The following is a 22983-nucleotide window of genomic DNA, read 5'->3' as shown; positions in this document are numbered from 1 at the left end:
TCCTTATGCTTTAAAGATGATACTTTTCTGTCCTTTTACGAATTCGTTCAACTTTTTGATGCGTACTAGCCATTAACTTAGCTTCATTACGCAAAATCGTTTTTAAAGGTTGATTAAAATACACTTTCAAAAATCGCCAAATATCGCGATCGGTTAGCCCAATATTCATGGCTGAAAAATAAAGCCCAATTAAATCTTTATCACGCCAACGTACAGGAACCGTTTTACGAACCTGAGCACGGTGTAAATCAATCACCGATAATTTTATTTGCTGATGATTTTCAAAAAGTGGAATATCAAGCAAAAAGTGACACAAATAACAATCACGATGATTAACCCCAGCGGCGTGCATTTGGGCGACCATTTTTGCCAAATAAATAACTAAACAACGCTTTATATGATAGCTAGGTGGGTTAGTTAACCATGGCTTGGTAAAATCTTCTAAACTCACAGTCGGGTTAAGATCTCTTGTCACAATAAACGAATGACGAGTCAGTGGATTTAATCCCTTACGACCAAATGCACGCCCATCCATCGTATTAACGCCAACTTGCTCCAAACGCTCAATCGCATCCCACTCTTGCTTAGCATCTAAAACAGGTAAACGTAGCGAAATAAGATTCTTCACAATCTCTTTTATTGTTGAACCGCGGTGAATTTTAATAAAATACGATTCGCCATCAAGCTCAAAATTCAACGTCTTACGTTGCTTAACCGCGCGATAAACTTTACCCGAGATTAACTCAACTTCCGCAAACGGATCTTTATCTTTCCACAAAGCATCAAAAGGGGATTTTAACTTCAACTCATTCATAATGATCACAACCTAAAATAATATCTGCGGCACGCTGAGCTAAATGATATAAATCAGCCGTCTGGCCATAGTGTACCGCATTGTTATGCCATGTTAGTAATTGATCGTGATTGGTTATGGCATTTTGCACCGCGTGATTGAGATCTGCTTGTACAAAAGGCTCGGCAAGGATCACCCCAGCATTTGCATCGTGTATATGATAAGCATACCCTGAAATGCCCGATACAATAACTGGCACACCAGCGGCCAATCCTTCAACCAAAACCATACCGGCGGCTTCTTGCCTTGCAGGGTGTAATAGCAAATTTGCTGCAAATAAAAAGTCAGGGATATCATTACGTCCTGCAAAAAAACGAACTTGATGCCCAATGCCCAGTTTTGCAGCTAGTTTTTGATAAGCATCGGGTTTGTCTTGCCCTACCACTAAAAAAGTGACTTTTTGCTTTAATTCATCAGGTAAAGCGGCAATGGCAGTTAACGAACGATCCACCCCTTTACGTTTAAAATCCGATCCAATTTGCACAATCACAAAATGATCTTCATCAATTTGATTGGCTTGCCTAAATTGCTTACCTTTAGCTAGCGACTCATGATTGTATTGGCGATCTTGCGCAATACCGGGTGGCAAAAGGTAAAATCGAGACGGATCAGTATGGTAATAGTGATCAAAATCACTAATTTGCTGTTTAGTCAAAACCATGATTTTGGTTTGGCTATGTTGATTAAATACCGCATCTTCAAAAGCCAAATAATGCTTACAGCGTTTAGACAATTTATAAAAAAAGCCCTTATGCGATACTTTTTCAGCAAAGCAGGTATCCCCTGCAAAATAGACATCAAGACCGGGCATTTTATTAAAGCCAACCACACAATCAACCGGATTCGCTTGTAAGTGTGCCTTCACCCAATGGTAATAAGATAGATTACGGCTATGGTTCGACCAACCCTTTTTAGGCACTAAAATAATATCAAACCCAGCAGGTTTATCGCCTTGCCACGCCATTACATAAATCCGCACATGGTGACCACGAGCTTGACAAGCCTTAGCAATTTGCAAAAAATCGCGTTGCAAACCACCAAAAGGGAAATACTTATAAATACAAAACGCCAGTTGCATGCAGATTGCCTCAAGTTAGAAAGGGCTATTATATACTTGTTGATAAGCAAGGTGCAAAAATAGCGACAACGGTTACAATATGCACAAAAATCGGTCAGGAAAGGTATTGATTTTATTTAAGTTTTTTTAATGAGCAAAAAGTGCAATCTAACAAATCTAGCTTGAAGTCAGCCCACTAACTCCGTAAAATACCCAAAACGCTTATTTTGGTCTATTATGCAACTTCATCTTGTGGTTAACACCTTTGGCTCTGATCTCCAACGTCGATACGGCGAAAAGATCTACAAGCTCACCCTACACGGAGGGTTTAGCTGTCCTAATCGTGATGGCACTATCGGAATGGGGGGGTGTACTTTTTGTAATGTGGCATCGATCATCGATGAATCAATACAAGTTAAATCAATTGCCGATCAACTGGTATCGCAAGCTCATCAAATGAAAAAATCCAAACGCTATCTTGCATACTTTCAAGCCTACACCAGTACTTATGCTGAAGTTGCAATCCTAAAAAATATGTACGAACAGGCGTTAAATAGTGCCGATATTGTTGGACTTTGTGTGGGGACTCGTCCTGATTGCGTACCGAATGAAGCACTTGATTTACTGGCAGGTTATCAATCTCAAGGTTTTGAAGTATGGTTAGAACTGGGTTTACAAACGGCTCACGATAAAACCTTGCACGACATAAATCGTGGACATACTTTTAACGATTATCATCAAACCGTACAAAAAGCTCGTAATCTTGGTATAAAAGTGTGCACGCACTTAATTATTGGCTTACCCAAAGAAACCAAACAAGATAATTTAATCACGCTTGAACGGGTATTAAATAGTGGCGTTGACGGCTTAAAATTGCACCCTTTGCATATTGTTGATGGCAGTATTATGGCAAAAGCATGGCGAGCTGGTCGTATCAATATTTTATCATTGGATGAATATGTTGATATTGCAGGCGACATCATCAGACAAACCCCAGCCAATATTTTATATCACCGCATATCCGCCAACGCCAGAAAGCCAACCTTGCTAGCGCCAGATTGGTGCGAAAACCACTGGCAATCAATGAACGCAGTCGATCACAATTTGCGTCAATATGGTGTTCAAGGCAGTGCCATTGGGGATGAGTATTGTTTTAAGGAGTAGCAGGAATGTTTTTGTGGAAAAAAACAATGCAATTACATCCAAAAAGTGGTCAGGAAAGGTATTGATTTTATTAAAGTTTTTATTTGGTGTTTTTTTATTCAAAAAAACTCACCAAAACCATTCCCAAAAACACACCACCAAAAGATCAACTTTATACACTTAACAAAACTTTACAAATTTTTAACAAAACAGGTGGCGCATTATTAGTCAAGCGGTTATAATTTAAGCGCTTTAAAAGCAAGGGAAAGCTCGTTAGTCGAGCAGTCAGTTATAAAAAGTGTAAATAAAACAAAAAATTACTTGACAGGATAATCGAAATGCGTTACCATTTATGGCATCTGGCATCTGGCATCTGGCATGCCAAACCTACGCCTTAAAACTTTTTCATTTTCACTATAGTCTAAATCAGACACAGTTCTTATTTTCATCACCGGGGTCATTTCGCGTAGCGAAATCGGAGACGTTATCGGCAGGGTTATCGCCGAGGTCAAGGCGTTTACCTCTTCTATCTAAATTTTCAGGTTTACCAAGTTTACCAAGTTTACCAAGCTTATCAGGCTTATCAGGTTTACTTAGATTATTTAGATTATTTAGATTCCTTAAATCGGCGTTGTTCTTCGTGGCATTGTTGTTGTCGTATACACAGGGTTCTGTGGCATTAACGCCTTGTTCACAGCCATTCATGGCGTGTACTTCAAGGACAATAAAGGGTAGTGCGCCGTATTTAGCGTTCAACCATGGTCGAACAAAGGCAACAGATACAGACAGTTTGTTGTCTATTCGGTTGCAGGATGGTCAGGTAATCAGGCCATCTAGTAATACATCAAGCGTATCAAATCCAATAAGCTTACCTTATGAAGGAAGTACTTTGGGAGATATAGGAATGATATTCCCACGAACAACAGCTAGTTCAGTGAGTTTAAGTGATTTAGCCACAAGGTATAATTATTGGCGAGATGATGATGGAGATGAGCCGGCTGCAAATGGTATATCAGGGAGTATATCGGCATCCTTTACAGATAAGGATGGCAATGATGTTAGTTTTAATGAAGAATTAAGTGGATGTAAGGCTCCTTATAGGGTAACTTTAAGTAGTACAGGGGGATATTTACAGACCCAGTACGGTGTTCCTAATAGGACCAATTTTAGCAGTCAGCGGGTGACATATTATATCAATCCGTATGGTGTTACAGGTCCTGTTGCTTGTTACTTTGTGAGTTACGCAAGGCCGAGGCTCGCCCGTGGCACAGACAATTACGCAGGCCCATCTAACATATGGGACCCTAATAAGGGTTTTTTAACTCAGTCAACTGATTCATCCTCTTACGACCGAAATTTTCCTACAACGGGTGCTGATGGGTTGCATTTTGATTTAGAGATGCCTGCAAGAGTGAGTGGAAGTCGGTTTACGTGGTCTCCTGTTGCTCGTGGTGGAATAACAGCTACAGTCCGCTGGCAGTCAAATAATGCAAGTGCACGGGTAGTATTAAACGGTCCTAGGGCTGATAGTACTCGGGTAAATTCAGATAATCCTAGTCCGCTAGATGTCCCATCTTTGCCACAGACCTTTGAGTTGGTCGGTAGGGATGGTCGAGGTAATGAGGTTCGGTATGGATTTGTCTTAAAGCAGTGGTTCGTCAATCGGGGTAATAAAGAGGGTACTCAGTCTAAACAATCCACTTGGTGTAGTAGTTTGGGTTATCGGATGCCTAGGGTCAGCGATTTAACCAATGCAGTCAGAACAAATAATCCTTCTATTTCTGGCGCCTTGCCTCATTCATCTGGTAATCATTATATGCGTCACATAGGTTCTGGTTTTTTCACGGAGTGGGGCCGCATGTACTACTACGTTGCGGGCTTCGTCGACTCCAGCTACTGGACAAGCGACGCAACAGGTAGCGGTGGGTTCCGTGTCGGCTCGGACAACGGCACTGTTGTCAGCTTCAGTGCTAGCTCTAGCCGCTCTGGCCTTTGTGCCGCACCTTAGCTTTTATATCTTAGTCCTTAATCCTTGGGCCGCGGGGGCGGTTATGGTGCCTGAGAGGACAATCTAACAAAGAATAACGCCCCCGCGCAAGTTGGGGCATTCCCTTAGGGTTGCGCTGTTGCGGCGAAGCCACAATCGCGCCGCCCCCGCCGCCAACGCTGAAAGCGTGGTTGGCGATGGCTCAAGGGTAAAATAAATAAGAATAACCAAGCAGTTGGTGGTAATGATAAGTGTTTGCTGTGTACTTTAATATAGTGGTGTTAATGCAACTGATGGCATCTATTCAATGCTAGGCATAGTATGCCTAACAGTAAAATGAGCACTACTAACATAGCACTTATTCATCACCCAAGACTTTCAACCTAAAATTGTCAGCAAGCTTGCTGATAAAAAGGACGAAAGTAAGGGGATATTGTTAAATCAGCGATATACGCATCTTAGGCTGCAACTTCCCAACTGGAGTGCGAAAGGTTTTTGATTTTGCTTATATCAAAAAACATCAACTGACTTGGCCCTCAAAACAAAGTTAAAAAACAACTACACGGCAATCTGTAAAAATGACATAGTAAAAATCGGTCAGAAAAGGTATTGATTTTATTGAAGTTTTTATTTTACTGTTTTTAAGATAAATCAATCACTTACACAACCTAAGCAAAGTGCCGACATACAACAAATCAACAAAACCACGAATAGTGCCCCAATAACAGCAATTTAACCGCTCCAAACCCTTTTTTTAACGATAATTTAAAATAAAATCAATTAGTTAATGTTTTTTAAAGATGAAGTTGTTGTTTATTACACCAAGTACAAACGTTACTTTACCGTCTATATTGTCAACTGATAGCCTTGGTATTGGTTGTGAGCCAGTGCGACTTAATTCAATGTCTTTTAACTTATATGGATACGGTAAATATTTTTTACCTTATCATTTTATTGATGGTAAATTCTCAGTGGCAAATGACGCCCACCCGTCAGGCGAAATATTATGAGCATGAAATCTCAGTATTTCATCAAACCCCAATTTTGTGTCTTCCACTTTTATTAGTTGTATAAGCTGTTTACCCTCAATGGCTTGTAAATCTAGTGTTATTGGCATAATTTTCTCCAGACGTAATACATAAATATTGGCTAGAAAAGAAAGAAATAGATGAGCTTGCTAACAGGTGTACCAAACGAAGTTGTTGATATGGTTTTTGATAATAATTATTCTCCAGCACAAGCATGGCGTGAGTATTTAAAATTATCCCAAGTTGAAGTTGCGAATAAAATAGGTACTAGCCAATCAGCTTATTCTCAATAGGAAAAAAGCCAAAAGTTAAGAAAAGCAACTTGGATTAAAATTGCCAAGCACTACAAATCAAGCCTGAGTTACTAAATTTTTAATAAAAACTCTCTAAGGGGGGATTGAATTGCTTTGGTGGTTAATAATAAATTAACTAAATTTAAATAAGCCCTTTCGGGCTTTATTTTAGTAGTGATGAGAATGCTTATTTTATTCGGGTACAAATCACTTCTGTTTTGGTTCTAAGATCAATAACATTATTATTGTTACTATTAATTTTGTTTATTTCATTCAAAATTGTGAAATTAAAAGTGTCACTATTAACAATTTTTGTTGTTGTTTTTGTGTTAATCTTGGCGTTTTCTGTAACTTCATTTTTATTAGTGTCCATTTTATTTGGGTCAATCAAGATTTTTGTTCCATCCTCATTTATTTGATAAAGTTCATTATCTAACATTTTAAATGTCATTGTTTTTTCTGACGACGACACTGAATCACCAAAATCTTCATTAGCGTCACTGTTTTCCTTTTCATACTCATTACCGACACAATGCCAATTACCTAAAAGATACTCTTTTGTAATTTTATTTTCTCCACAGCCGAATAAAGCAAGACTAACTAAACTTATTATCAATATTCTTTTCATACCATCTCCTTAATTTTTTGATAATAGTATGAAATTTGTTAGCCAAGTGCAATAAAAAAAACGCCAGAAAGGTATTTAATTTAAATAAAATCAATTTTATAACTATAAAAACATAATATCTTCCAAAAACGATGGTTATATTGTTTGTCTTATTCCGGCGTCAGAATGCGCCGACAACAGAGCGAGGTTAGCACGCCAAACAAGGATGTTTGGCGAGTTTGTGCCGCGTCAGGAACGCGTCACAAACGGTGCGTTAAGACCGAGCGACGGCGTCGGACAAATTTGTCTGGAACAAATTTGAACATCTGAGCACAGCGAAGATGGCCTCGTAGAGGCGAGTATCAGGATGATACGAGTAGTGCCGCAGGCCACATTCTGCAGCCAAGCGCGGGATTGCTAAGGGAATTCGCTCTAATTCCCTTAGCTCGGACGTGGTCACTGTAGCCATTTTATTCACCCAAGCTCAAAACGTCCGAAACCACCGCACCCAATTTATTCTATTCACCAAAACAAAAAAGGCCCGATTTTTCGCCCAAAAATCGGTCAGAAAAGGTATTGATTTTATTAAAGTTTTTCTGACTGTTTTTTTAACAAAAACTGCCTTACAAAAACACAACAATCTTTCTCAAAAACGATGGTTATGTTGTCTGTTTTGTTCCGGCGTCAGAATGTGCCGACAACAGAGCGAGGTTAGCACGCCAAACAGGGATGTTTGGCGAGGCTATTCTCCGTCTGGAACGGATAATAGCCGGTGCGTTAAGACCGAGCGACGGCGTCGGACAAATTTGTCTGGAACAAATTTGAACATCTGAGCACAGCGAAGATGGCCTCGTAGAGGCGAGTATCAGGATGATACGAGTAGTGCCGAAGGCCACATTCTGCAGCCAAGCGCGGGATTGCTAAGGGAATTCGCTCTAATTCCCTTAGCTCGGACGTGGTCACGATAGCTATTTTGTTCACCCAAGGTCAAAACGTCCGAAACCTGCGCACTTAATTTATTCTATTCACCAAAATAAAAAAGACCTGATTTTCCGCTAAAAATCGGTCAGAAAAGGTATTTATTATATTGAGACAAAAACCAAGTGATCGCAATTAAATCAGCCGAACCACCCGGGCTTAAATTGCGTTTTATTAATTCGGTATCAAGTTGATACAAATTTTCCCGTACTTTGGGATTCATTATGCCACCTTGTTTGATGAGTTTTTTCGCTTGTTCTTGCACAAAAGCCAAGCCATCAAGGCCGCCTCGTGAAACCAGATTAGTATCTTGATTAAAAGCCAGTAAATATAACATCGCTTGTAATAAGCAAGTTTCTTCATCATAACCACTGTTTTGCATTTGTTGATAGATAGGTAGTGAAATGTTTCGAACTGTTGCATAACCTGATTCTGCTTCGCCACGTGCGCCAGATAAGTGATGACGTTTAAATAGCTTTTCGCCTATCGAATTAGCTTGGTTATTTTGCTGTAGTTCGCTTTGAACTATACCTTGGCAAATGGCTGAAACTTGGTCACAGATGCTTTGTGCATGGGTGGGTAAGCCAAGTTGTTCTAATCGTCCAATTGCACCCAATAGCAATCCAAAAGCAAATATGCCGCCTTTATGGGTATTAACTTGATTGGTGGCTTGGAACATGGCTTGTTCACACTCAATACCAATCGGTCTAATCCCCGCTAAAAATAGTTTGTTATCGTGTAAAGCGGATGCTTTGCCATATTGATAAAAACGTTCAAACCAGTTGCTAATGGCGCTGATACTGTGGACAAAGGTTTGAAAATCCATGTCGCGGTGGGCGCCACTGTTATTCATGTCAACTAATCCCGGCTTAGGTGATAGGCAAATTTCTTTAATTAATGCTTGGGTTGCTAATTGTGCAGGTAAGCATCGATTGGAGTCATTATTGAGTTTTAGTTCTAATAATGCTATTTGCTGATAATAAGCGTTCATTATTATTTGTTACCTATTGGGGATGATAGTTATTCTGTTGTGCGCTGTAATGGCGTAATAAACCAATCCATTGTTTTAAATGGCTTGGTTTATTATAAGGATTAATAATCACTATGCGTTGATACCGCAAGTACTTCTCGATTACCATTGTGGCTTGGGGCGCTAATAATGCCTTCTACTTCCATCTGTTCCACAATGCGGGCAGCTCGGTTATAGCCAATTCTAAATTTGCGTTGTACGCTAGAAATTGACGCTCTTCTTGTTTCAACAACAAAAGCGACAACTTGATCAAATAATGGATCGAGCTCTTCACTCAACATATCTGCGTTACCGTTTTCACTTTCGTCGGTTGCTACAGTGACATTTTCGATATATTTTGGTGTGCCACGTGCTTTCCAATCTTGTACAACGGCGTGCACTTCTTCATCACGGACAAAGGCACCGTGAACGCGAATTGGAATGGAACTATTAGGGGCTAAATAAAGCATATCCCCCATACCAAGTAGCGATTCAGCGCCCATTTGATCTAAAATAGTACGCGAGTCAATTTTACTTGATACTGTAAAGGCAATGCGTGTTGGAATATTCGCTTTGATTAAGCCGGTAATAACATCAACCGATGGGCGTTGGGTTGCTAGTACCAAGTGAATACCAGCCGCCCGTGCTTTTTGCGCAAGCCGTGCAATTAACTCTTCTACTTTTTTACCAACGGCCATAATAAGGTCAGCAAACTCATCAACCATAACCACAATGTACGGTAATTTCTCTAGTGTCGGCATGTTAAGATCCATGCTATCGGTTGGTTTCCAAAGCGGATCGGGAATAGGCCTGCCCATTTGTTCTGCTAGTTTGATTTTTTCGTTATAACCGGCAATATTACGAACCCCTAACGCCGACATGAGTCGATAGCGTCGTTCCATTTCGTTAACACACCAATTAAGCGCATTGGCAGCATCTTTCATATCGGTTACCACTTGGGTTAATAAGTGTGGTATCCCTTCATAAATAGATAGCTCAAGCATTTTCGGGTCGATCATAATGAACCTGACATCTTCAGGCTGTGATTTATACAAAATACTTAAAATCATTGCATTAACGCCGACTGATTTACCTGAACCTGTCGTACCAGCAACTAATAGATGTGGCATCTTTGCCAAATCAGCAACCACTGATTGCCCAGCGATATCTTTCCCTAATACTATCGTTAGTGGTGATTGCGCATCTTTAAACTGTGGACTATCTAAGACTTCTCTAAAATAGACCGTTTGGCGATTTTTATTGGGTAATTCAATGCCAACATAAGGCTTACCTGGAATGACTTCGACTACACGTACTGATGGCATGGATAGTGAACGCGCTAAATCACGGTCTAGCGTTGAAATTCGTGCCGCTTTAATACCCGGTGCCAGTTCAATTTCAAAACGAGTAATTACAGGCCCCGGTAAATAATCAACTACTTTAGCTTTAACGCGGTAATCCGATAAACTTTTTTCTATTAGTTCAGACATGGCATTTAAAGCAGCATGATCGACTTCGATTCGCGCTGTTGGTGGCGCAGTTAATAAGTTTAGTGACGGCAAAGGTGTAGTTGGTTTTGGTAATGGTTTATCATTTCGTCGTAATAATGGATGAATTAAACTTTCTTCGTCGCTTTCGTTGGAATGGTAGTGTTGTACATCTTCAACACGATCTTCTTCAGGATAGATGTCGTCAATGATTGGATTGGCTTTTTTTAGTGCTTCGGTATCAATATATTCCAGTTGTTTGGCTTCTGATTCTGCTTTTACTTCTGTGTCAGCTTCTGTATCTGCGATGTCTACTATGCTAACAATATTTGCTTGGTCAGTATTAACCTCTGGTTCTTGGATAAATGGTTGCTTAGATTCAATTATTTCAACCTTTGCTACGTCTATAGCAGGTTCAATGTGTGTTTGTTCATGAGTGAATTTAATTTCAGGCTCATTATGTACCGAAGTAAATAAGGGTTTACTTGGAGCATCAGAAATAGTGTATTTGTCTGGCTCTTCAAATGATAATTTTTCTGCTGATTTTTGCGTTTGTATTACCTGTTTTATTTGCTCCATTGATGAAGACAATGCTTGTTCTTGATCGGGTGTAGCTTTGGCCGCATTTATGTTTTGAATAATCGATTCAAGGCGAGATAAAATTTCGTCTGGATTGAGTTCTTTTCTTGGCGGATTGTCAATTGTTTGCGAGGTTATGGTTGACGGTGGTAATTGAGCTTCTTCGTGCGATGCTCCTATTAATTCCGCAGTAGTTTTGATTGAAATTTCTTCATGGCCAGTCGATTCGGTAGTATTTGATGACTGCTCTTGTGATACTTCATTGCTTGGGATAGTAGTTGATGTTTGAATAATATGAGGATTATCATTTTTTGTTTCAAACGGTATTGTAAATTGAGGTGATTTTGTTTCCTCATCAGACTGTACTATTGTTTTTTCATGAAGTGAATCAGGTCGTTCATATTTATTTGTTGGGCGAGATTTAATTAACCATCTAATCGGTAACAGTAGAAGCATGACAAAAGCACCTAGTTTTTCGGTTAGATTGAGCCATGATAATCCAGTTAATAACGTGACACAAGCTAGGCAAGTACCAAGAAGAATGAATGATAAAGCAACGTTATTTATAATGGGTAAAAGGCTTTCAATGACTATCGCACCCAGATAACCACCCGCTTCGAACTGTTCAGAATCACGAATATTTAAAGCAAAAAATCCTGTAGCACTAAATATAAACGCTAAAACTCCAATAATCCGAAATGAAAGGCTAAAGTAGTTAATAGGCTCATTAGCATGCTTATAAAAATAGATGATTGACTGTAAACAAATAAAAATAGTAATGAAAGGTAGGCTGTAAGCGATAAAACCTAAAAATTGAAAAAGAATATCACAGGTATATGCCCCAATATAGCCGCCAAAATTACTAATAGGATCGTGCCAAGCAGTACGAGACCAACCAGGATCAGACGGATCGTAACTGTACTGTGATAAAAATAAACAAACAGCTAACCCGATTATTGTAAATAGAATAAATTGAGTTGTAATTTGTTTTCTTGTAATTTTGGGCTTTTTCAAACACGTACCTAAACATTGTCGCTATTAAAATTGTGGGCATTTTATCATAAATTGCACTCTCTCAAAGAGCGAATAAAAGATAAAACCGCATTTATTATTATCAATAGTGTCGTTATGGATTAACTGGGGTTAGATTTTGGTTAAATCGTTTTCCATTTTGTACATAATGTTGTGCATTTTTTATATTGCCGTTGATTTCTGCTTCGGTTAATTTTCGGATAATTTTCGCTGGTGATCCCATAATTAGACATCCTTCTTCATAAGGTATAGTATGTGTTACTAGCGAGTTAGCTGCAACAAGACAATTTTTTGCAATTTTGGCATTGTTTAATATAGTACTACCCATACCAATTAATACATTTTCTTCAATTGTGCAACTATGTAGGATAACATTATGCCCAATAGTGACATTCTTGCCAGTAATGCAAGGGATATCTGTTTTAATAAACGATGGGATGACATCTGTATAATCAGTATTATTATCTATTCTTATGACATAAGGCTGTAGTTGTTTTAACGGAAATAAAAAACACTAGCGACAATACATATTAATTTTCTAGATTATTAAACATGTTCTTTTCGAAAGTTCTACTTTATTTTGTTAATAACAGTACAATTGTATCTCCACCGTTAACGGCTAACTCCTTAAACTGTTTTACAGATGCAATTGTAATATTTATCAATCCGTTTGTATCAAATGCGATAGAAGTAATTATAGATATCGTTAATATTCGATGTAAATTTTCTGATATGGCAAATCGCCTTTATCCCAAGGCGATATTAATAGATTTAAAAGTTACCCATAGCAATATAAAAGTACCATATACTTCTTATCGTATTTGTTATTCTCAAAACTTCTGGTGGACTTTCTATCCCCTGCAATGTTTGATCAACAACGCTCTGCAAAGAAGAAAAAACACCTGCCATTTATTATTTCCTATTTAACATCTATCGGACTTTTTGAAAGAGATATCCTTTCATTCTTAGAATTACCTATCATGCATTTCTGTTTATTTTCTATTAAGTTTTTCTTTCAAAGTGTCATGCAAACCTTGGAAAAAATCTGTTGTCGGATCTCTTGAAAGAGATATCCTCGCATTTTCACAGTTTTGAGAATCTCTGTTAATATCTCCATTCGCACATTTTCTCAAATAAACATTTCTTTCTTCTTTATGAGAGTTCCAATATTCAACAGTGTAATTCTTTTCACAACCAAGCAAAAAAAAGGTTGTTGTTGTAATAATAAAGATAGATAGTAATTTTTTCATTTCATTCTCCTTGAATTGATTAGACTTTCTTGATTTTTTTCTATTAAATTCGTTTTGCAATTCTTGAAAAAACTCCGTTGTAGGTTGTAAATTTTTCTTTTCTGATGCAATTTCTCTTTGTTTATCTATTAAATTTCTATTTAACTCATTGGATGGTAGTGTTATCTTGTACGTTACTATTTTTGCCAATACGTATGGGGGCTATATCACCCCGTAAAACAGCGTTACACCAAATAGATACGCCTTCTTGTAATACAACATCACCAATGATATCGGCAGATTTTGCGATAAAACGATTTTGATGAATTTGTGGGGGTAAATTACCTATTTGATAGACCATAATTATTAACTTTTATTATTTTTGACACTCAAAAATAAGCTAACAGAAAGAAAATTACATAACACCATAGAGCCAACCATTAGGCACTCGGTTGTATTATTGACCGTTATGGATTGAGCAGTTGGTGTTGATACTAATAATGATAATATTATACCTATTGCTCCAGCGATTGCAAAACGAATTGTACCGGCAAGAGATGAGGCTGTACCTGCAATATAGGGATAAAAGTCTAAAACGACGGCCATGCTATTGCCTCCAATGGTTGACATACAACCAATATAACCAGCAACACAAGCAACAAGATAGGCAAATCCCAAATTAAATACTGTGACGAGCATCAGCCCTATTGCCATAATAAATTGGAGCAAAAGACCGAGCCGCATCATTTTTATAGCGCCAACATGTTTAACAAATCGACTATTTAATGTATTCATGAAAACCATCACTATGATATTGAACGCAAAGTAGTAGCCAAAATTAGTTGATGCAACACCATGCAGATTCATATAAACAAAAGGCCCTAAGCTTAAAAATGAAAACAATCCTGCACCAGAAAACGCACCTATCATCATATAAGTTAACACTTGTCTATGGCGAAATAGTGTAATGAAATTACTTAATATACGCATTAAACTGAATTTATTGCGTTTTGCTTTGGCTAGTGTTTCAGGAATCAAAGTAATGACTAGAACAAAGCAGGTCAAAGCAATCACGCTGATAGTGTAGAAATTGGCTTGCCAATTAAACCAATATAAAATAAATCCACCAATAATTGGCGCTAATAATGGTGCAACATTAGATATCAGCATCACAAATGACATCATTTTAGAAAATTCATCTCGATCTCGATAAATATCTTTCATTAGCGCATTAATCACAATTGTTGTTGCTGCTGCCGCAATGCCATGAAAAAAGCGGGCAGTAATTAATTGATTAATATTGACTGCAATACCACAGTTTAACGCTGCAACTATAAAAATAATTAGCCCAAAAATTAATATGTTGCGTCGCCCATAGCTATCAGTGAGTGGCCCAAATAAAAGTTGTCCAACAGAAAATCCTAATAAATAGCAGCTAATGGTTAGCTGTACAGCCGAATCAGCTACATGAAAATCACGAGCGATAGTTGGCATACTTGGTAAATACATATCTATGGATAAAGGCATTAACATAGAGAGTAATCCAAGAATAAAAATCAGTACTTTTTTAGAAATTTTAAGATTAACTAAAGTATTTTGAGTTGGCACGTCGTACTTCCTTTAAATTTTATTCAAAATGCACATAACAAAATGCGCGACAATCAATGACACAAAATTATTTAAAAAATCTTTAATTATCTAAATGAAAAGTTGTGGTTTAGATCTCTGTAAATTGTACCTATCAATTAAACGAGTTGATTTCATCTTGCGTAAGTGGTCGATATCCCCCTTCAGGTATATCAAGGATTACTTTGCCTATCTGTTTGCGATGCAACGCAACAACATGATTATTGACTGCAGCAAACATGCGTTTAACTTGATGATATCGTCCTTCACTAATGGTTAATTCAGCATGAAAATCATCAATAATATGTAATTTAGCGGGTTTAGTGAGTGATTTCTCACTTTTTAATTGAATGCCATTTTTAAATATATCAATCAGTTCAATGCCTAATGGTTGTTCAACCGTGACGGCATAGACTTTTTCACAATGATGTTTAGGTGAGGTAATTCGGTGTGACCATTTACCATCGTCAGTCAGCAATACCAGCCCAGTCGTATCAAGATCAAGCCTGCCAGCTGCATGCAATTTTTCAGGCATCGGCTCATCAATAAAATAAAGAATAGTGGGATGGTCGGGATCATCGGTTGAACAAACATAGCCTTGAGGCTTATTGAGCATGAAATAGCGTTGGTTGGTAACTTGTTCGATTTGATAACCATCATAATGAACAATCTGTTTTGGCGATAATTGATAAGCGCCTGATTTTATAATCTCACCATCGACAGTCACTTTTTTCGCCTTGAGTTCTTTGGTGACAATTGTGCGACTGGCGCCTAAGTGATGAGCAAGAAATTTATCTAATCGCATAATTTAAAACGTGTTCCTGTGTTACTTTAAAGGTGTATATATATCAAAACGGTGATTTTTAGTTTTTATTTCAGCCGTTGGTTTTTGATTAGCTAAAAACGGCGCATAATCGGGTCTTTTTACTACCACTCGTTTTTTAGCTAATTTTCTTGCTGGTTCTAATAAACTATCCGCATCATTATCACTACCAACCAGTTGTTGAAAAATGCGCATCTCTTTTTTGACAAGTGCACTTTTTTGACGATGTGGAAACATGGGATCGAGATAAATCACATCGGGTTTTTCAGGGTAAGTACTTAATCCCTCAATGCTTGAATGATAAATTAAACGTAAATGCTGCTTAAGCCAACTACCAATGTGGGGATCTTGATAGGCACGCTGTAAACCATCTTCTAATAATGCAGCAACGACAGGGTGCCGCTCAAACATAGTGACATGACAACCGATAGATGCTAAAACAAAGGCATCTCGACCAAGCCCAGCTGTGGTATCAACAACGGTAGGTAAATACTCACCTTTTACCCCGACTGCTTTAGCAATTGCTTCACCACGACCACCACCAAATTGACGACGATGAGCCATTGCCCCTGAAACGAAATTAACACATATCAAACCTAATTTGGGTTCGTCCGTCTTTTGTAACTCAAGTTGATTGTTTTGGGTAATCAGAGTGAACGGTAAATCGGCATGTGCCGATAACCACTGCTCAGCTAATAATTTTAGCTGAGCTAAGTTAGGACTAGTGGATACCATAATGACGAAGTAATGCTTCAAGTTGAGGTTCGCGGCCTCGGAAATTTTTAAATAGTGTCATTGGTTCATCGCTACCGCCTTGCGATAAGATGTTATCAAGAAAGGCATTACCGGTTTTAGCGTTGAAGATGCCTTCTTCTTCAAAACGTGAAAATGCATCAGCAGATAATACTTCTGCCCATAAATAGCTGTAATAACCTGCAGCATAACCACCAGCAAATATATGACTAAATGCATGCGGGAATCGACCCCATTCAACAGTAGGCACAACAGCGACTTGCTTTCTTACTTCGGCTAATGTGTTTAAAATATCTGGATCTTTTTGTGTATGTAATTTAAAGTCAAAAAGGCCAAATTCCAATTGACGTAAAATAAATAGCGCGGCTTGGTAGTTTTTAGCATCTAGCATTTTTTCTAACATTTCTGCTGGCAGTGGTTCGCCAGTTTGATAATGTCCTGATATAAATGCAAGCGCTTCGGGTTGCCAACACCAGTTTTCTAAGAATTGACTAGGTAATTCAACCGCATCCCAAGGTACACCATTAATACCTGCGACAGATGAAGTATCAATTTCGGTTAACATGTGGTGTAAACCATGACCAAACTCATGAAATAGGGTGGTGACTTCATCGTGCGTAAATAGCGCTGGTTTGTCGCCAACCGGGTGATTAAAGTTACAGGTTAAATAGGCAACTGGTTTTTGTACATGTCCGTCAGCAAAACGCATACGACCAATACAATCATCCATCCAAGCGCCACCACGCTTGTGCTCGCGTGCATATAAATCAAGATAGAAGCTACCTTTTAATTCACCGTTAGCGGCAAACAGATCATAAAATTTTACTTCAGGATCCCAAACTTCAACGCCTTGTCGTTCTTTGGCTGTCATACCAAAGATGCGGTGTACTACCTCAAATAAACCACTGATTACTCTTTGCTGTGGAAAATAAGGACGCAACTCTTCATCGTTAATACTGTATAAATATTGCTTTTGTTTTTCACTATAGTAAGCCACATCCCATGGTTTGATATCACTAGCACCAAAAAACTCATAAGCATAACGTTTAAGTTCAGCTAGCTCTTTTTCGCCTTGAGGTTTAGCTTTAGTTGCTAAATCATTTAAAAATTCGATGACTTGCGAGGTAGATTCAGCCATTTTTGTTGCAAGTGATTTATCAGCATAAGTATTGAAGCCTAGTAATTGTGCAAGTTCATGACGTAGCATTAAGATTTGTTTGATGATCTCTGTATTATCCCACTTACCAGCATGAGGGCCTTGATCTGATGCTCGAGTCGTATAGGCTTGATAAATTTCAAATCGTAAATCACGGTTATCACAATAAGTCATAACAGGAAGGTAACTTGGCATATCTAAAGTCAGTAACCAACCCTCTTCGCCTTTTATTTTGGCTTGTTCTTGAGCAGCAGCAAGCGCGCTTTCAGGCATGCCAGAAAGTTCTTTGATATCAGTAATTAATTTTGACCAACCCATGGTCGCATCAAGTACATTATTGCTATATTTTGAGGATAATTCTGATAATTTTGCGACAATTTCACCATAGCGTTTTTGTTTATCATCAGGTAAACCAATTCCAGATAATTCAAAATCACGTAATGCATTATTAATAACTTTTTTCTGTGCTTTGCTTAATGTTGCGTATTGTTCGCTTTCTTTGAGTTGTTTATAGGCTTGATATAAAGGTTTATGTTGTCCAACCCATGTGCTGTATTCAGATAATAATGGCAGACAAGCTTCATAAGCTTCGCGTAGTTCTGGGCTATTTTTAACTGAATTAAGATGGCTAACTGGCGACCAAGCTCGACCAAATTTTTCGTCTACTTCATCAATTGGTTGGATTAAGTTATCCCAAGTGTATTGGCTATTTTGTTTTAGTACTGTTTCAATTGTATTTCTGCAGTTTTTTAAAGTTTCTTGTATAGCAGGCAAAACATGCTCGGGCTTAATTTGTGAAAAGAGTGGTAATGGTGCATCTGTTAATAATGGATTAGTCATGTAGCGATACCTTTATACACATGGGTTGTCTATTGATAGAACATAATATGGTGGCAAATTCAGTTAATTCAAGAGAATGTCATGCTTGGGAAGCATTATAATCCCATCAATTTGCGTTCGCGCTGCCATTCAGTAGGGGTATAAGTTTTTATAGAAAGAGCATGAATACGGTTGTCATGGATGAATTCTGCCAAAGGGGCATAAATTGCTTGTTGTTTTTTTACGCGACTTAAATCGGCAAATAATTCACCGACAGCAATAACTTGAAAATGACTACCATCGTCGGTTAGGACATGTACATCATCAAGCTCAAGCGAACTTTTTAATTTATCTATAATTTCTTGTTTATTCATTAGTAATACTCATCATTAATATAAATTTAAAGACTATTTTTTGTTAAAAGGCTTTGGTAATTCTGCGTTGTAGTGCCGTTTTTTAGCTTGGTATTTCAGTACAAAACCTAATATATTTTAAATGTTGATTACAGGTTGTAAATCATACAAGGTAATGAGCGTTTGCAATTGAGGGTTAATACCTTTGAGTTTGACATGATATTTATTGCAAAAGTAAATTAACGTCGCGAGCCCTGAAGAGTCAACCCGAGTAAGTTGCTCTACATCAATGCATTTTATACCATTTAAAATAGAGTCTTGTGTTGACCATAAGTCGTTTAAGGAGTGAACATCAAGTTCACCCTGTAAACATAATATATCTTGTTGTTTTTCTGTTTTGATTCGCGACATTATCGACTAACCTTTTTGTTTAGCATTTGGATCAATATTGCGATTTGAAAGTTCAGTTAATTGTTTGGTTAATGCATCAATACCATCTTGACGTAAAATAGTTGACCACTCATTTTGTTTTGTGGTGATCATGCTTACACCTTCAGCAACTAAATCATAAGCTTTCCATTCGCCTGTGATAGAGTTTTTACGCCATTGAAAATCAATACGCAATGGTTGTTGATTTTTATCCGGTTGATTTAATAAAACACGAATAGAAATAAGTGTTTTGCCAGTTAAATCTTTAGGCGATTCAACTTGATAGGTTTGACCATTATACATAGATAATGCTTGAGCGAAAGCTTGTACAAGGTAGTTTTCAAAAGCTTCAAAATAAGCCGTGCGTTGTGCCTCTGTTGCACTTTTATAATAATTACCTAAAATCAATGCGCCAGCATATTTTACTTGCACATAAGGTAACAGATCCGATTTTACAATCTCTTTGAGTTTGTTAGGATTTGATTTTAATGCTGCGGATTGTGCATTCATGGTGCTAAAAATCTTATCAGCAGAAACTTGCATTTCTTTATAGGGATCGTTTTCAGCAAAGGCTGTAGAACTAAACAATAAAGCTAATACTAAAAAAATAGTTGTTTTAAATTTGTTTAACATGTTAACTCCTTAGTTTTCAGTTGTATCTTCTTTTTTATCTTTGTTGGCTTTGTCTTTATCTGATGAGCCTCCTATACTGTAAAGGAATTTACCAATCAGATCTTCTAAAACGAGAGCAGGTGTGGTGTTTTGCACAACAAAACCTTCGAGTAAGTATGGCGGAGTTTTATTTTTTTTTGCTTTAGCTAAAATAGCTGGATCAACGCCTGATGCGTCAATACTAAATTCTGTTTCTCTATCAACGCCTATATTGATATCAATAAACTGTTCTCCAAGTATTCCAGATGTCTTAATTGAAAGTGAACTTGAACTTGGAATTTTATCATATTGTGCATCAATATCCATGGCTACATAAGGTTTGTATTGATTGCCATTTGACGAATTTAGCGAAATATTACTGACGCGACCAATGACTACCCCACCAATTTTGATCGGAGAACGTGCTTTTAATCCCCCAATATTCTCAAATACAGCATAAACTCGATAGGAATTATGGCTTGCAAATGATGTTGGATCGGTTACTTTAAAACATAAAAATAGCACTGAACAAATGACCAGTACCATAAATAATCCTACTGTAATTTCGATTTTACGACTCATGTTTAATGACCTCAATGACTAAACATTAATGCGGTTAAAATAAAATCTAACCCCAAAATAACTAATGATGAATAAACAACAGTGCTTGTTGTTGCTCGACTAATTCCTTCTGATGTTGGTACACAATCGTAACCATTAAAAAGTGCAATCCAAGTGCTAGCGATGGCAAATGCAAAGCTTTTGATAAAACAGTTTCCTAAATCATGCCACCAATCAACATTGCTTTGAATAGATGACCAAAAAAAGCCCGCATCAATACCTTTCCAATCAACACCAACAAGCGAGCCACCTAAAATGCCCACGGTGACAAAAATTGCAGTTAAAAACGGCATACTAAAAAATCCAGCCCAAAAACGCGGAGCGATAATACGTCGTAGTGGATCAATTGCCATCATCTCCATACTTGATAACTGTTCAGTTGCTTTCATTAAACCAATTTCGGCTGTTAAGGCAGAGCCTGCACGGCCAGCAAACAGTAGACCTGCGACAACAGGCCCTAATTCGCGAAGTAGGGCTAGAGCAACCATCATTCCAATGCTTGCTTCGGCTCCAAAGGTGGTTAGTATAAAGTAACCTTGTAGAGCCAGAACCATGCCTATAAAAAGACCAGAAACAATAATGATGGTCAGTGATTGTACTCCAACAAAATAAAATTGCTTAATGAGTAATGGAAATTGTTTATTAAATTGTGGCTTACCAATTAATGCCCCAAACAGCATAACACCGGAACGGCCAATCATCGCAATGATATTGATAAACCATTGCCCTAATTTTGCCAGTAAATTCAACATTATTTTATACCTCTGCTTAGGTCTAATCGGTAATCATCAGCAGGATAATGAAAAGGGACGGGTCCATCAGCCAAACCGTCAAGGAACTGTTTAACCCGTGAATCGTCATTATCACGCAATTGCTGCGGTGTACCACCTGCAATAATATGTTGTTCAGCTACAATATAAGCATAGTCTGCAATACTGAGTACTTCGCTCACATCATGGCTCACAACAATGCAGGTTAATCCTAATGATTGGTTAATTTCGGATATCAGTTTAACAATTACACCCATTGAGATAGGATCTTGTCCTGCAAACGGTTCGTCAAACATGATTAAATCGGGATCCAGCGCTATAGCTCTAGCTAAAGCGGCTCGTCTTGCCATACCACCAGATAATTCTGATGGCATCATTTGAGCTGCGCCACGTAAGCCAACCGCTTGTAATTTCATTAACACTAAATTATGCAATATAGGTTCAGGTAAGTTAAGGTGTTCGCGTAATGGATAGGCGACATTGTCAAATACTGTTAGATCAGTAAATAAGGCACCGGATTGAAACAACATGCTCATGCGTTTACGTACTTCATACAATCTTGAACGCGACATGCTGGGTATATCTTCACCATCAAATAAAATTTTTCCTGATTGCGGTTTTAATTGTCCACCAATTAGGCGTAATAAGGTGGTTTTACCAATGCCTGATGGCCCCATAATTGCCGTGACTTTTCCTTTTGGGACATTCAGATTCATATTTTTATAAATAGGTCTTGTTCCACGATAAAAAGACATATCATGGATTTCAACCAAATTCTGCTGTAATGTGTTTGTCACAGTGATTTCCTACACTACTGATCTAAAATTGGAGCTATTTTACTTGATAATTGAGAATAAAGGAAATGTATTAAAGTTATTGTTTTATACTAAAATGCTAACAATTGATATAAAATGCACATCACATTCAATAATGAATCAGAGCAAAAAAGGCAAAATGTATTTTGCCTTTTAGTGTTATGGTATTGATGTTTTTATATTGTGTTATGTATTATTCGTGCCTGACTTTTCGTGCTAGATAGTTTCCAAGACTTTGAATAAATTGTATAACAATAACCAAAATTACCACGCAAATAATAGTGACGGCCGTATCAAAACGTTGATAACCGTACGAAATAGCCAAATCACCAATCCCTCCAGCGCCAATTGCACCAGCCATTGCCGTTGCACCAATTAAGCCAATGGTGGCTGTTGTTATGGTTAAAATTAACGAGCTGAAGGCTTCAGGTAACATAAAATGCCAAATAATTTGTAATGTTGTTGCACCCATGGATTGCGCAGCTTCAATAATACCATTATCAAGTTCAAGTAAGGAGTTTTCAACTAATCGGGCTATATAAGGTGCAACATAAATGGTTAAAGGCACAATAGCTGCTAGTGTGCCAAATGAACTACCAACGATCAGTTTAGTTAGTGGATGAATGGCGACAAGTAATATAATAAAAGGAAGCGATCTTAGTGTGTTGATGATTGGATTTAATATTCGATAAATCAGTGGGTTTTCTAATAACCCTGTCGGTCTTGTTGTGACTAAACAGATACCAAGCGGAATACCTAATAATACCCCAACACTTAAGGAGAAAAAGACCATAATAAAGGTATCATAAAATGCCTGAATAAATTGCTCTGTTGTGACTGTCGTTGTAAAGTAAGAGGCTAAATAATGAATAATGGTATTGAATT

At 37.8% G+C, this 22983-nt stretch carries 24 protein-coding genes and 1 pseudogene; 3 read left to right on the top strand and 22 right to left on the bottom strand.

What is annotated here, in order from left to right; genetic code table 11:
- Positions 1-10: 10 nt before the first annotated feature.
- On the bottom strand, positions 11-814 hold the full coding sequence (gene rfaP / locus ACYIAJ_RS03420; protein ID WP_483558436.1) for a lipopolysaccharide core heptose(I) kinase RfaP: 804 nt from the start codon (positions 812-814) through the stop codon (positions 11-13).
- The gene (locus ACYIAJ_RS03415) at positions 807-1931 is read right to left on the bottom strand and encodes a glycosyltransferase family 4 protein (protein WP_483564354.1); all 1125 of its coding nucleotides are present in this window, start codon (positions 1929-1931) and stop codon (positions 807-809) included. Before ACYIAJ_RS03415 ends, rfaP begins: the two co-directional genes overlap by 8 nt.
- Before the next feature lie 216 nt (positions 1932-2147).
- Here ACYIAJ_RS03415 and mnmL point away from each other — a divergent pair, with 216 nt between their 5' ends.
- Together mnmL and ACYIAJ_RS03405 are read left to right on the top strand one after the other, a co-directional pair.
- A complete protein-coding gene (gene mnmL, locus ACYIAJ_RS03410; protein ID WP_483564353.1) occupies positions 2148-3074 on the top strand; it encodes a tRNA modification radical SAM protein MnmL/YtqA in 927 nt (308 codons plus the stop codon).
- Positions 3075-3405: 331 nt separating this feature from the next.
- Positions 3406-5061: a hypothetical protein gene (locus ACYIAJ_RS03405; protein ID WP_483564352.1), complete on the top strand. Its 1656-nt coding sequence runs from the start codon at positions 3406-3408 to the stop codon at positions 5059-5061.
- A 763-nt stretch (positions 5062-5824) separates the two neighbouring features.
- Here the strand turns inward: ACYIAJ_RS03405 and ACYIAJ_RS03400 are convergent.
- Both ACYIAJ_RS03400 and ACYIAJ_RS03395 read right to left on the bottom strand, forming a co-directional pair.
- Positions 5825-5971: pseudogene (locus ACYIAJ_RS03400) on the bottom strand (hypothetical protein); the annotation flags it as partial.
- A gap of 15 nt (positions 5972-5986) precedes the next feature.
- On the bottom strand, positions 5987-6157 hold the full coding sequence (locus ACYIAJ_RS03395) for a hypothetical protein (protein WP_483564351.1): 171 nt from the start codon (positions 6155-6157) through the stop codon (positions 5987-5989).
- Positions 6158-6208: 51 nt separating this feature from the next.
- Here ACYIAJ_RS03395 and ACYIAJ_RS03390 point away from each other — a divergent pair, with 51 nt between their 5' ends.
- Complete coding sequence (locus ACYIAJ_RS03390; protein WP_483564350.1) at positions 6209-6361, top strand: hypothetical protein; 153 nt, start codon at positions 6209-6211, stop codon at positions 6359-6361.
- A 187-nt stretch (positions 6362-6548) separates the two neighbouring features.
- Here ACYIAJ_RS03390 and ACYIAJ_RS03385 read toward each other — a convergent pair whose 3' ends face one another.
- The 18 genes from ACYIAJ_RS03385 to ACYIAJ_RS03300 all read right to left on the bottom strand — a co-directional run bounded on the left by ACYIAJ_RS03385 (position 6549) and on the right by ACYIAJ_RS03300 (position 22891).
- On the bottom strand, positions 6549-6989 hold the full coding sequence (locus ACYIAJ_RS03385) for a hypothetical protein (protein WP_483559663.1): 441 nt from the start codon (positions 6987-6989) through the stop codon (positions 6549-6551).
- A 1045-nt stretch (positions 6990-8034) separates the two neighbouring features.
- On the bottom strand, positions 8035-8937 hold the full coding sequence (gene citG / locus ACYIAJ_RS03380; protein WP_483564349.1) for a triphosphoribosyl-dephospho-CoA synthase CitG: 903 nt from the start codon (positions 8935-8937) through the stop codon (positions 8035-8037).
- 101 nt (positions 8938-9038) lie between these two features.
- Positions 9039-12035: a DNA translocase FtsK 4TM domain-containing protein gene (locus ACYIAJ_RS03375; RefSeq protein ID WP_483564348.1), complete on the bottom strand. Its 2997-nt coding sequence runs from the start codon at positions 12033-12035 to the stop codon at positions 9039-9041.
- A gap of 112 nt (positions 12036-12147) precedes the next feature.
- Positions 12148-12459, bottom strand: a complete 312-nt coding sequence (locus ACYIAJ_RS03370) for a gamma carbonic anhydrase family protein (RefSeq protein ID WP_483564405.1) — start codon at positions 12457-12459, stop codon at positions 12148-12150.
- 365 nt (positions 12460-12824) lie between these two features.
- The gene (locus ACYIAJ_RS03365) at positions 12825-12962 is read right to left on the bottom strand and encodes a hypothetical protein (RefSeq protein ID WP_483564347.1); all 138 of its coding nucleotides are present in this window, start codon (positions 12960-12962) and stop codon (positions 12825-12827) included.
- Positions 12963-13045: 83 nt separating this feature from the next.
- A complete protein-coding gene (locus ACYIAJ_RS03360; protein WP_483564346.1) occupies positions 13046-13303 on the bottom strand; it encodes an EexN family lipoprotein in 258 nt (85 codons plus the stop codon).
- 145 nt (positions 13304-13448) lie between these two features.
- Positions 13449-13643 (bottom strand): gamma carbonic anhydrase family protein, encoded by a 195-nt coding sequence (locus tag ACYIAJ_RS03355; protein WP_483564345.1) that lies wholly within the window; start codon positions 13641-13643, stop codon positions 13449-13451.
- 5 nt (positions 13644-13648) lie between these two features.
- The gene (locus tag ACYIAJ_RS03350) at positions 13649-14890 is read right to left on the bottom strand and encodes a Bcr/CflA family multidrug efflux MFS transporter (RefSeq protein WP_483564344.1); all 1242 of its coding nucleotides are present in this window, start codon (positions 14888-14890) and stop codon (positions 13649-13651) included.
- 133 nt (positions 14891-15023) lie between these two features.
- A complete protein-coding gene (gene rsuA / locus ACYIAJ_RS03345; protein WP_483564343.1) occupies positions 15024-15713 on the bottom strand; it encodes a 16S rRNA pseudouridine(516) synthase RsuA in 690 nt (229 codons plus the stop codon).
- Between the two features lie 21 nt (positions 15714-15734).
- Positions 15735-16466, bottom strand: coding sequence for a class I SAM-dependent methyltransferase (locus ACYIAJ_RS03340; protein ID WP_483564342.1), 732 nt, complete (start codon positions 16464-16466; stop codon positions 15735-15737).
- Positions 16453-18480 carry an oligopeptidase A gene (gene prlC, locus ACYIAJ_RS03335; RefSeq protein WP_483564341.1) on the bottom strand — a complete coding sequence of 676 codons (2028 nt, stop codon included), beginning with the start codon at positions 18478-18480 and terminating at the stop codon, positions 16453-16455. The genes ACYIAJ_RS03340 and prlC overlap by 14 nt, the downstream gene beginning before the upstream one ends.
- 95 nt (positions 18481-18575) lie before the next feature.
- Positions 18576-18833: a BolA family protein gene (locus tag ACYIAJ_RS03330; RefSeq protein ID WP_091346317.1), complete on the bottom strand. Its 258-nt coding sequence runs from the start codon at positions 18831-18833 to the stop codon at positions 18576-18578.
- Between the two features lie 117 nt (positions 18834-18950).
- Positions 18951-19223, bottom strand: coding sequence for an STAS domain-containing protein (locus ACYIAJ_RS03325; protein ID WP_483559647.1), 273 nt, complete (start codon positions 19221-19223; stop codon positions 18951-18953).
- A 6-nt stretch (positions 19224-19229) separates the two neighbouring features.
- Entirely contained in the window at positions 19230-19874 is a 645-nt protein-coding gene (mlaC, locus tag ACYIAJ_RS03320; RefSeq protein ID WP_483559646.1) for a phospholipid-binding protein MlaC, read from the bottom strand.
- 9 nt (positions 19875-19883) lie between these two features.
- Complete coding sequence (mlaD, locus tag ACYIAJ_RS03315) at positions 19884-20474, bottom strand: outer membrane lipid asymmetry maintenance protein MlaD (protein ID WP_483559644.1); 591 nt, start codon at positions 20472-20474, stop codon at positions 19884-19886.
- A gap of 11 nt (positions 20475-20485) precedes the next feature.
- Positions 20486-21265: a lipid asymmetry maintenance ABC transporter permease subunit MlaE gene (gene mlaE, locus ACYIAJ_RS03310; protein ID WP_483559642.1), complete on the bottom strand. Its 780-nt coding sequence runs from the start codon at positions 21263-21265 to the stop codon at positions 20486-20488.
- Positions 21265-22080, bottom strand: a complete 816-nt coding sequence (mlaF, locus tag ACYIAJ_RS03305; RefSeq protein WP_483559640.1) for a phospholipid ABC transporter ATP-binding protein MlaF — start codon at positions 22078-22080, stop codon at positions 21265-21267. Before mlaF ends, mlaE begins: the two co-directional genes overlap by 1 nt.
- 211 nt (positions 22081-22291) lie before the next feature.
- Positions 22292-22891, bottom strand: coding sequence for a methionine ABC transporter permease (locus tag ACYIAJ_RS03300; RefSeq protein ID WP_425337775.1), 600 nt, complete (start codon positions 22889-22891; stop codon positions 22292-22294).
- Between the last annotated feature and the right edge of the window lie 92 nt (positions 22892-22983).

It is taken from the genome of Gilliamella sp. X-46 (assembly GCF_057063525.1).
The sequence above is the reverse complement of the archived record's forward strand: the minus strand, read 5'-3'. Positions and strand labels throughout refer to the sequence as shown.

What these genes read in the sequence shown, in the direction of transcription:
- rfaP (WP_483558436.1), bottom strand. Translation starts at nt 814, where the DNA reads ATGAATGAGTTGAAGTTAAAATCCCCTTTTGATGCTTTGTGGAAAGAT.
- ACYIAJ_RS03415 (WP_483564354.1), bottom strand. Translation starts at nt 1,931, where the DNA reads ATGCAACTGGCGTTTTGTATTTATAAGTATTTCCCTTTTGGTGGTTTG.
- mnmL (WP_483564353.1), top strand. Translation starts at nt 2,148, where the DNA reads ATGCAACTTCATCTTGTGGTTAACACCTTTGGCTCTGATCTCCAACGT.
- ACYIAJ_RS03405 (WP_483564352.1), top strand. Translation starts at nt 3,406, where the DNA reads ATGGCATCTGGCATCTGGCATCTGGCATGCCAAACCTACGCCTTAAAA.
- ACYIAJ_RS03395 (WP_483564351.1), bottom strand. Translation starts at nt 6,157, where the DNA reads ATGCCAATAACACTAGATTTACAAGCCATTGAGGGTAAACAGCTTATA.
- ACYIAJ_RS03390 (WP_483564350.1), top strand. Translation starts at nt 6,209, where the DNA reads ATGAGCTTGCTAACAGGTGTACCAAACGAAGTTGTTGATATGGTTTTT.
- ACYIAJ_RS03385 (WP_483559663.1), bottom strand. Translation starts at nt 6,989, where the DNA reads ATGAAAAGAATATTGATAATAAGTTTAGTTAGTCTTGCTTTATTCGGC.
- citG (WP_483564349.1), bottom strand. Translation starts at nt 8,937, where the DNA reads ATGAACGCTTATTATCAGCAAATAGCATTATTAGAACTAAAACTCAAT.
- ACYIAJ_RS03365 (WP_483564347.1), bottom strand. Translation starts at nt 12,962, where the DNA reads ATGGCAGGTGTTTTTTCTTCTTTGCAGAGCGTTGTTGATCAAACATTG.
- ACYIAJ_RS03360 (WP_483564346.1), bottom strand. Translation starts at nt 13,303, where the DNA reads ATGAAAAAATTACTATCTATCTTTATTATTACAACAACAACCTTTTTT.
- ACYIAJ_RS03355 (WP_483564345.1), bottom strand. Translation starts at nt 13,643, where the DNA reads ATGGTCTATCAAATAGGTAATTTACCCCCACAAATTCATCAAAATCGT.
- rsuA (WP_483564343.1), bottom strand. Translation starts at nt 15,713, where the DNA reads ATGCGATTAGATAAATTTCTTGCTCATCACTTAGGCGCCAGTCGCACA.
- ACYIAJ_RS03340 (WP_483564342.1), bottom strand. Translation starts at nt 16,466, where the DNA reads ATGGTATCCACTAGTCCTAACTTAGCTCAGCTAAAATTATTAGCTGAG.
- prlC (WP_483564341.1), bottom strand. Translation starts at nt 18,480, where the DNA reads ATGACTAATCCATTATTAACAGATGCACCATTACCACTCTTTTCACAA.
- ACYIAJ_RS03330 (WP_091346317.1), bottom strand. Translation starts at nt 18,833, where the DNA reads ATGAATAAACAAGAAATTATAGATAAATTAAAAAGTTCGCTTGAGCTT.
- ACYIAJ_RS03325 (WP_483559647.1), bottom strand. Translation starts at nt 19,223, where the DNA reads ATGTCGCGAATCAAAACAGAAAAACAACAAGATATATTATGTTTACAG.
- mlaC (WP_483559646.1), bottom strand. Translation starts at nt 19,874, where the DNA reads ATGTTAAACAAATTTAAAACAACTATTTTTTTAGTATTAGCTTTATTG.
- mlaD (WP_483559644.1), bottom strand. Translation starts at nt 20,474, where the DNA reads ATGAGTCGTAAAATCGAAATTACAGTAGGATTATTTATGGTACTGGTC.
- mlaE (WP_483559642.1), bottom strand. Translation starts at nt 21,265, where the DNA reads ATGTTGAATTTACTGGCAAAATTAGGGCAATGGTTTATCAATATCATT.
- ACYIAJ_RS03300 (WP_425337775.1), bottom strand. Translation starts at nt 22,891, where the DNA reads ATGGTCTTTTTCTCCTTAAGTGTTGGGGTATTATTAGGTATTCCGCTT.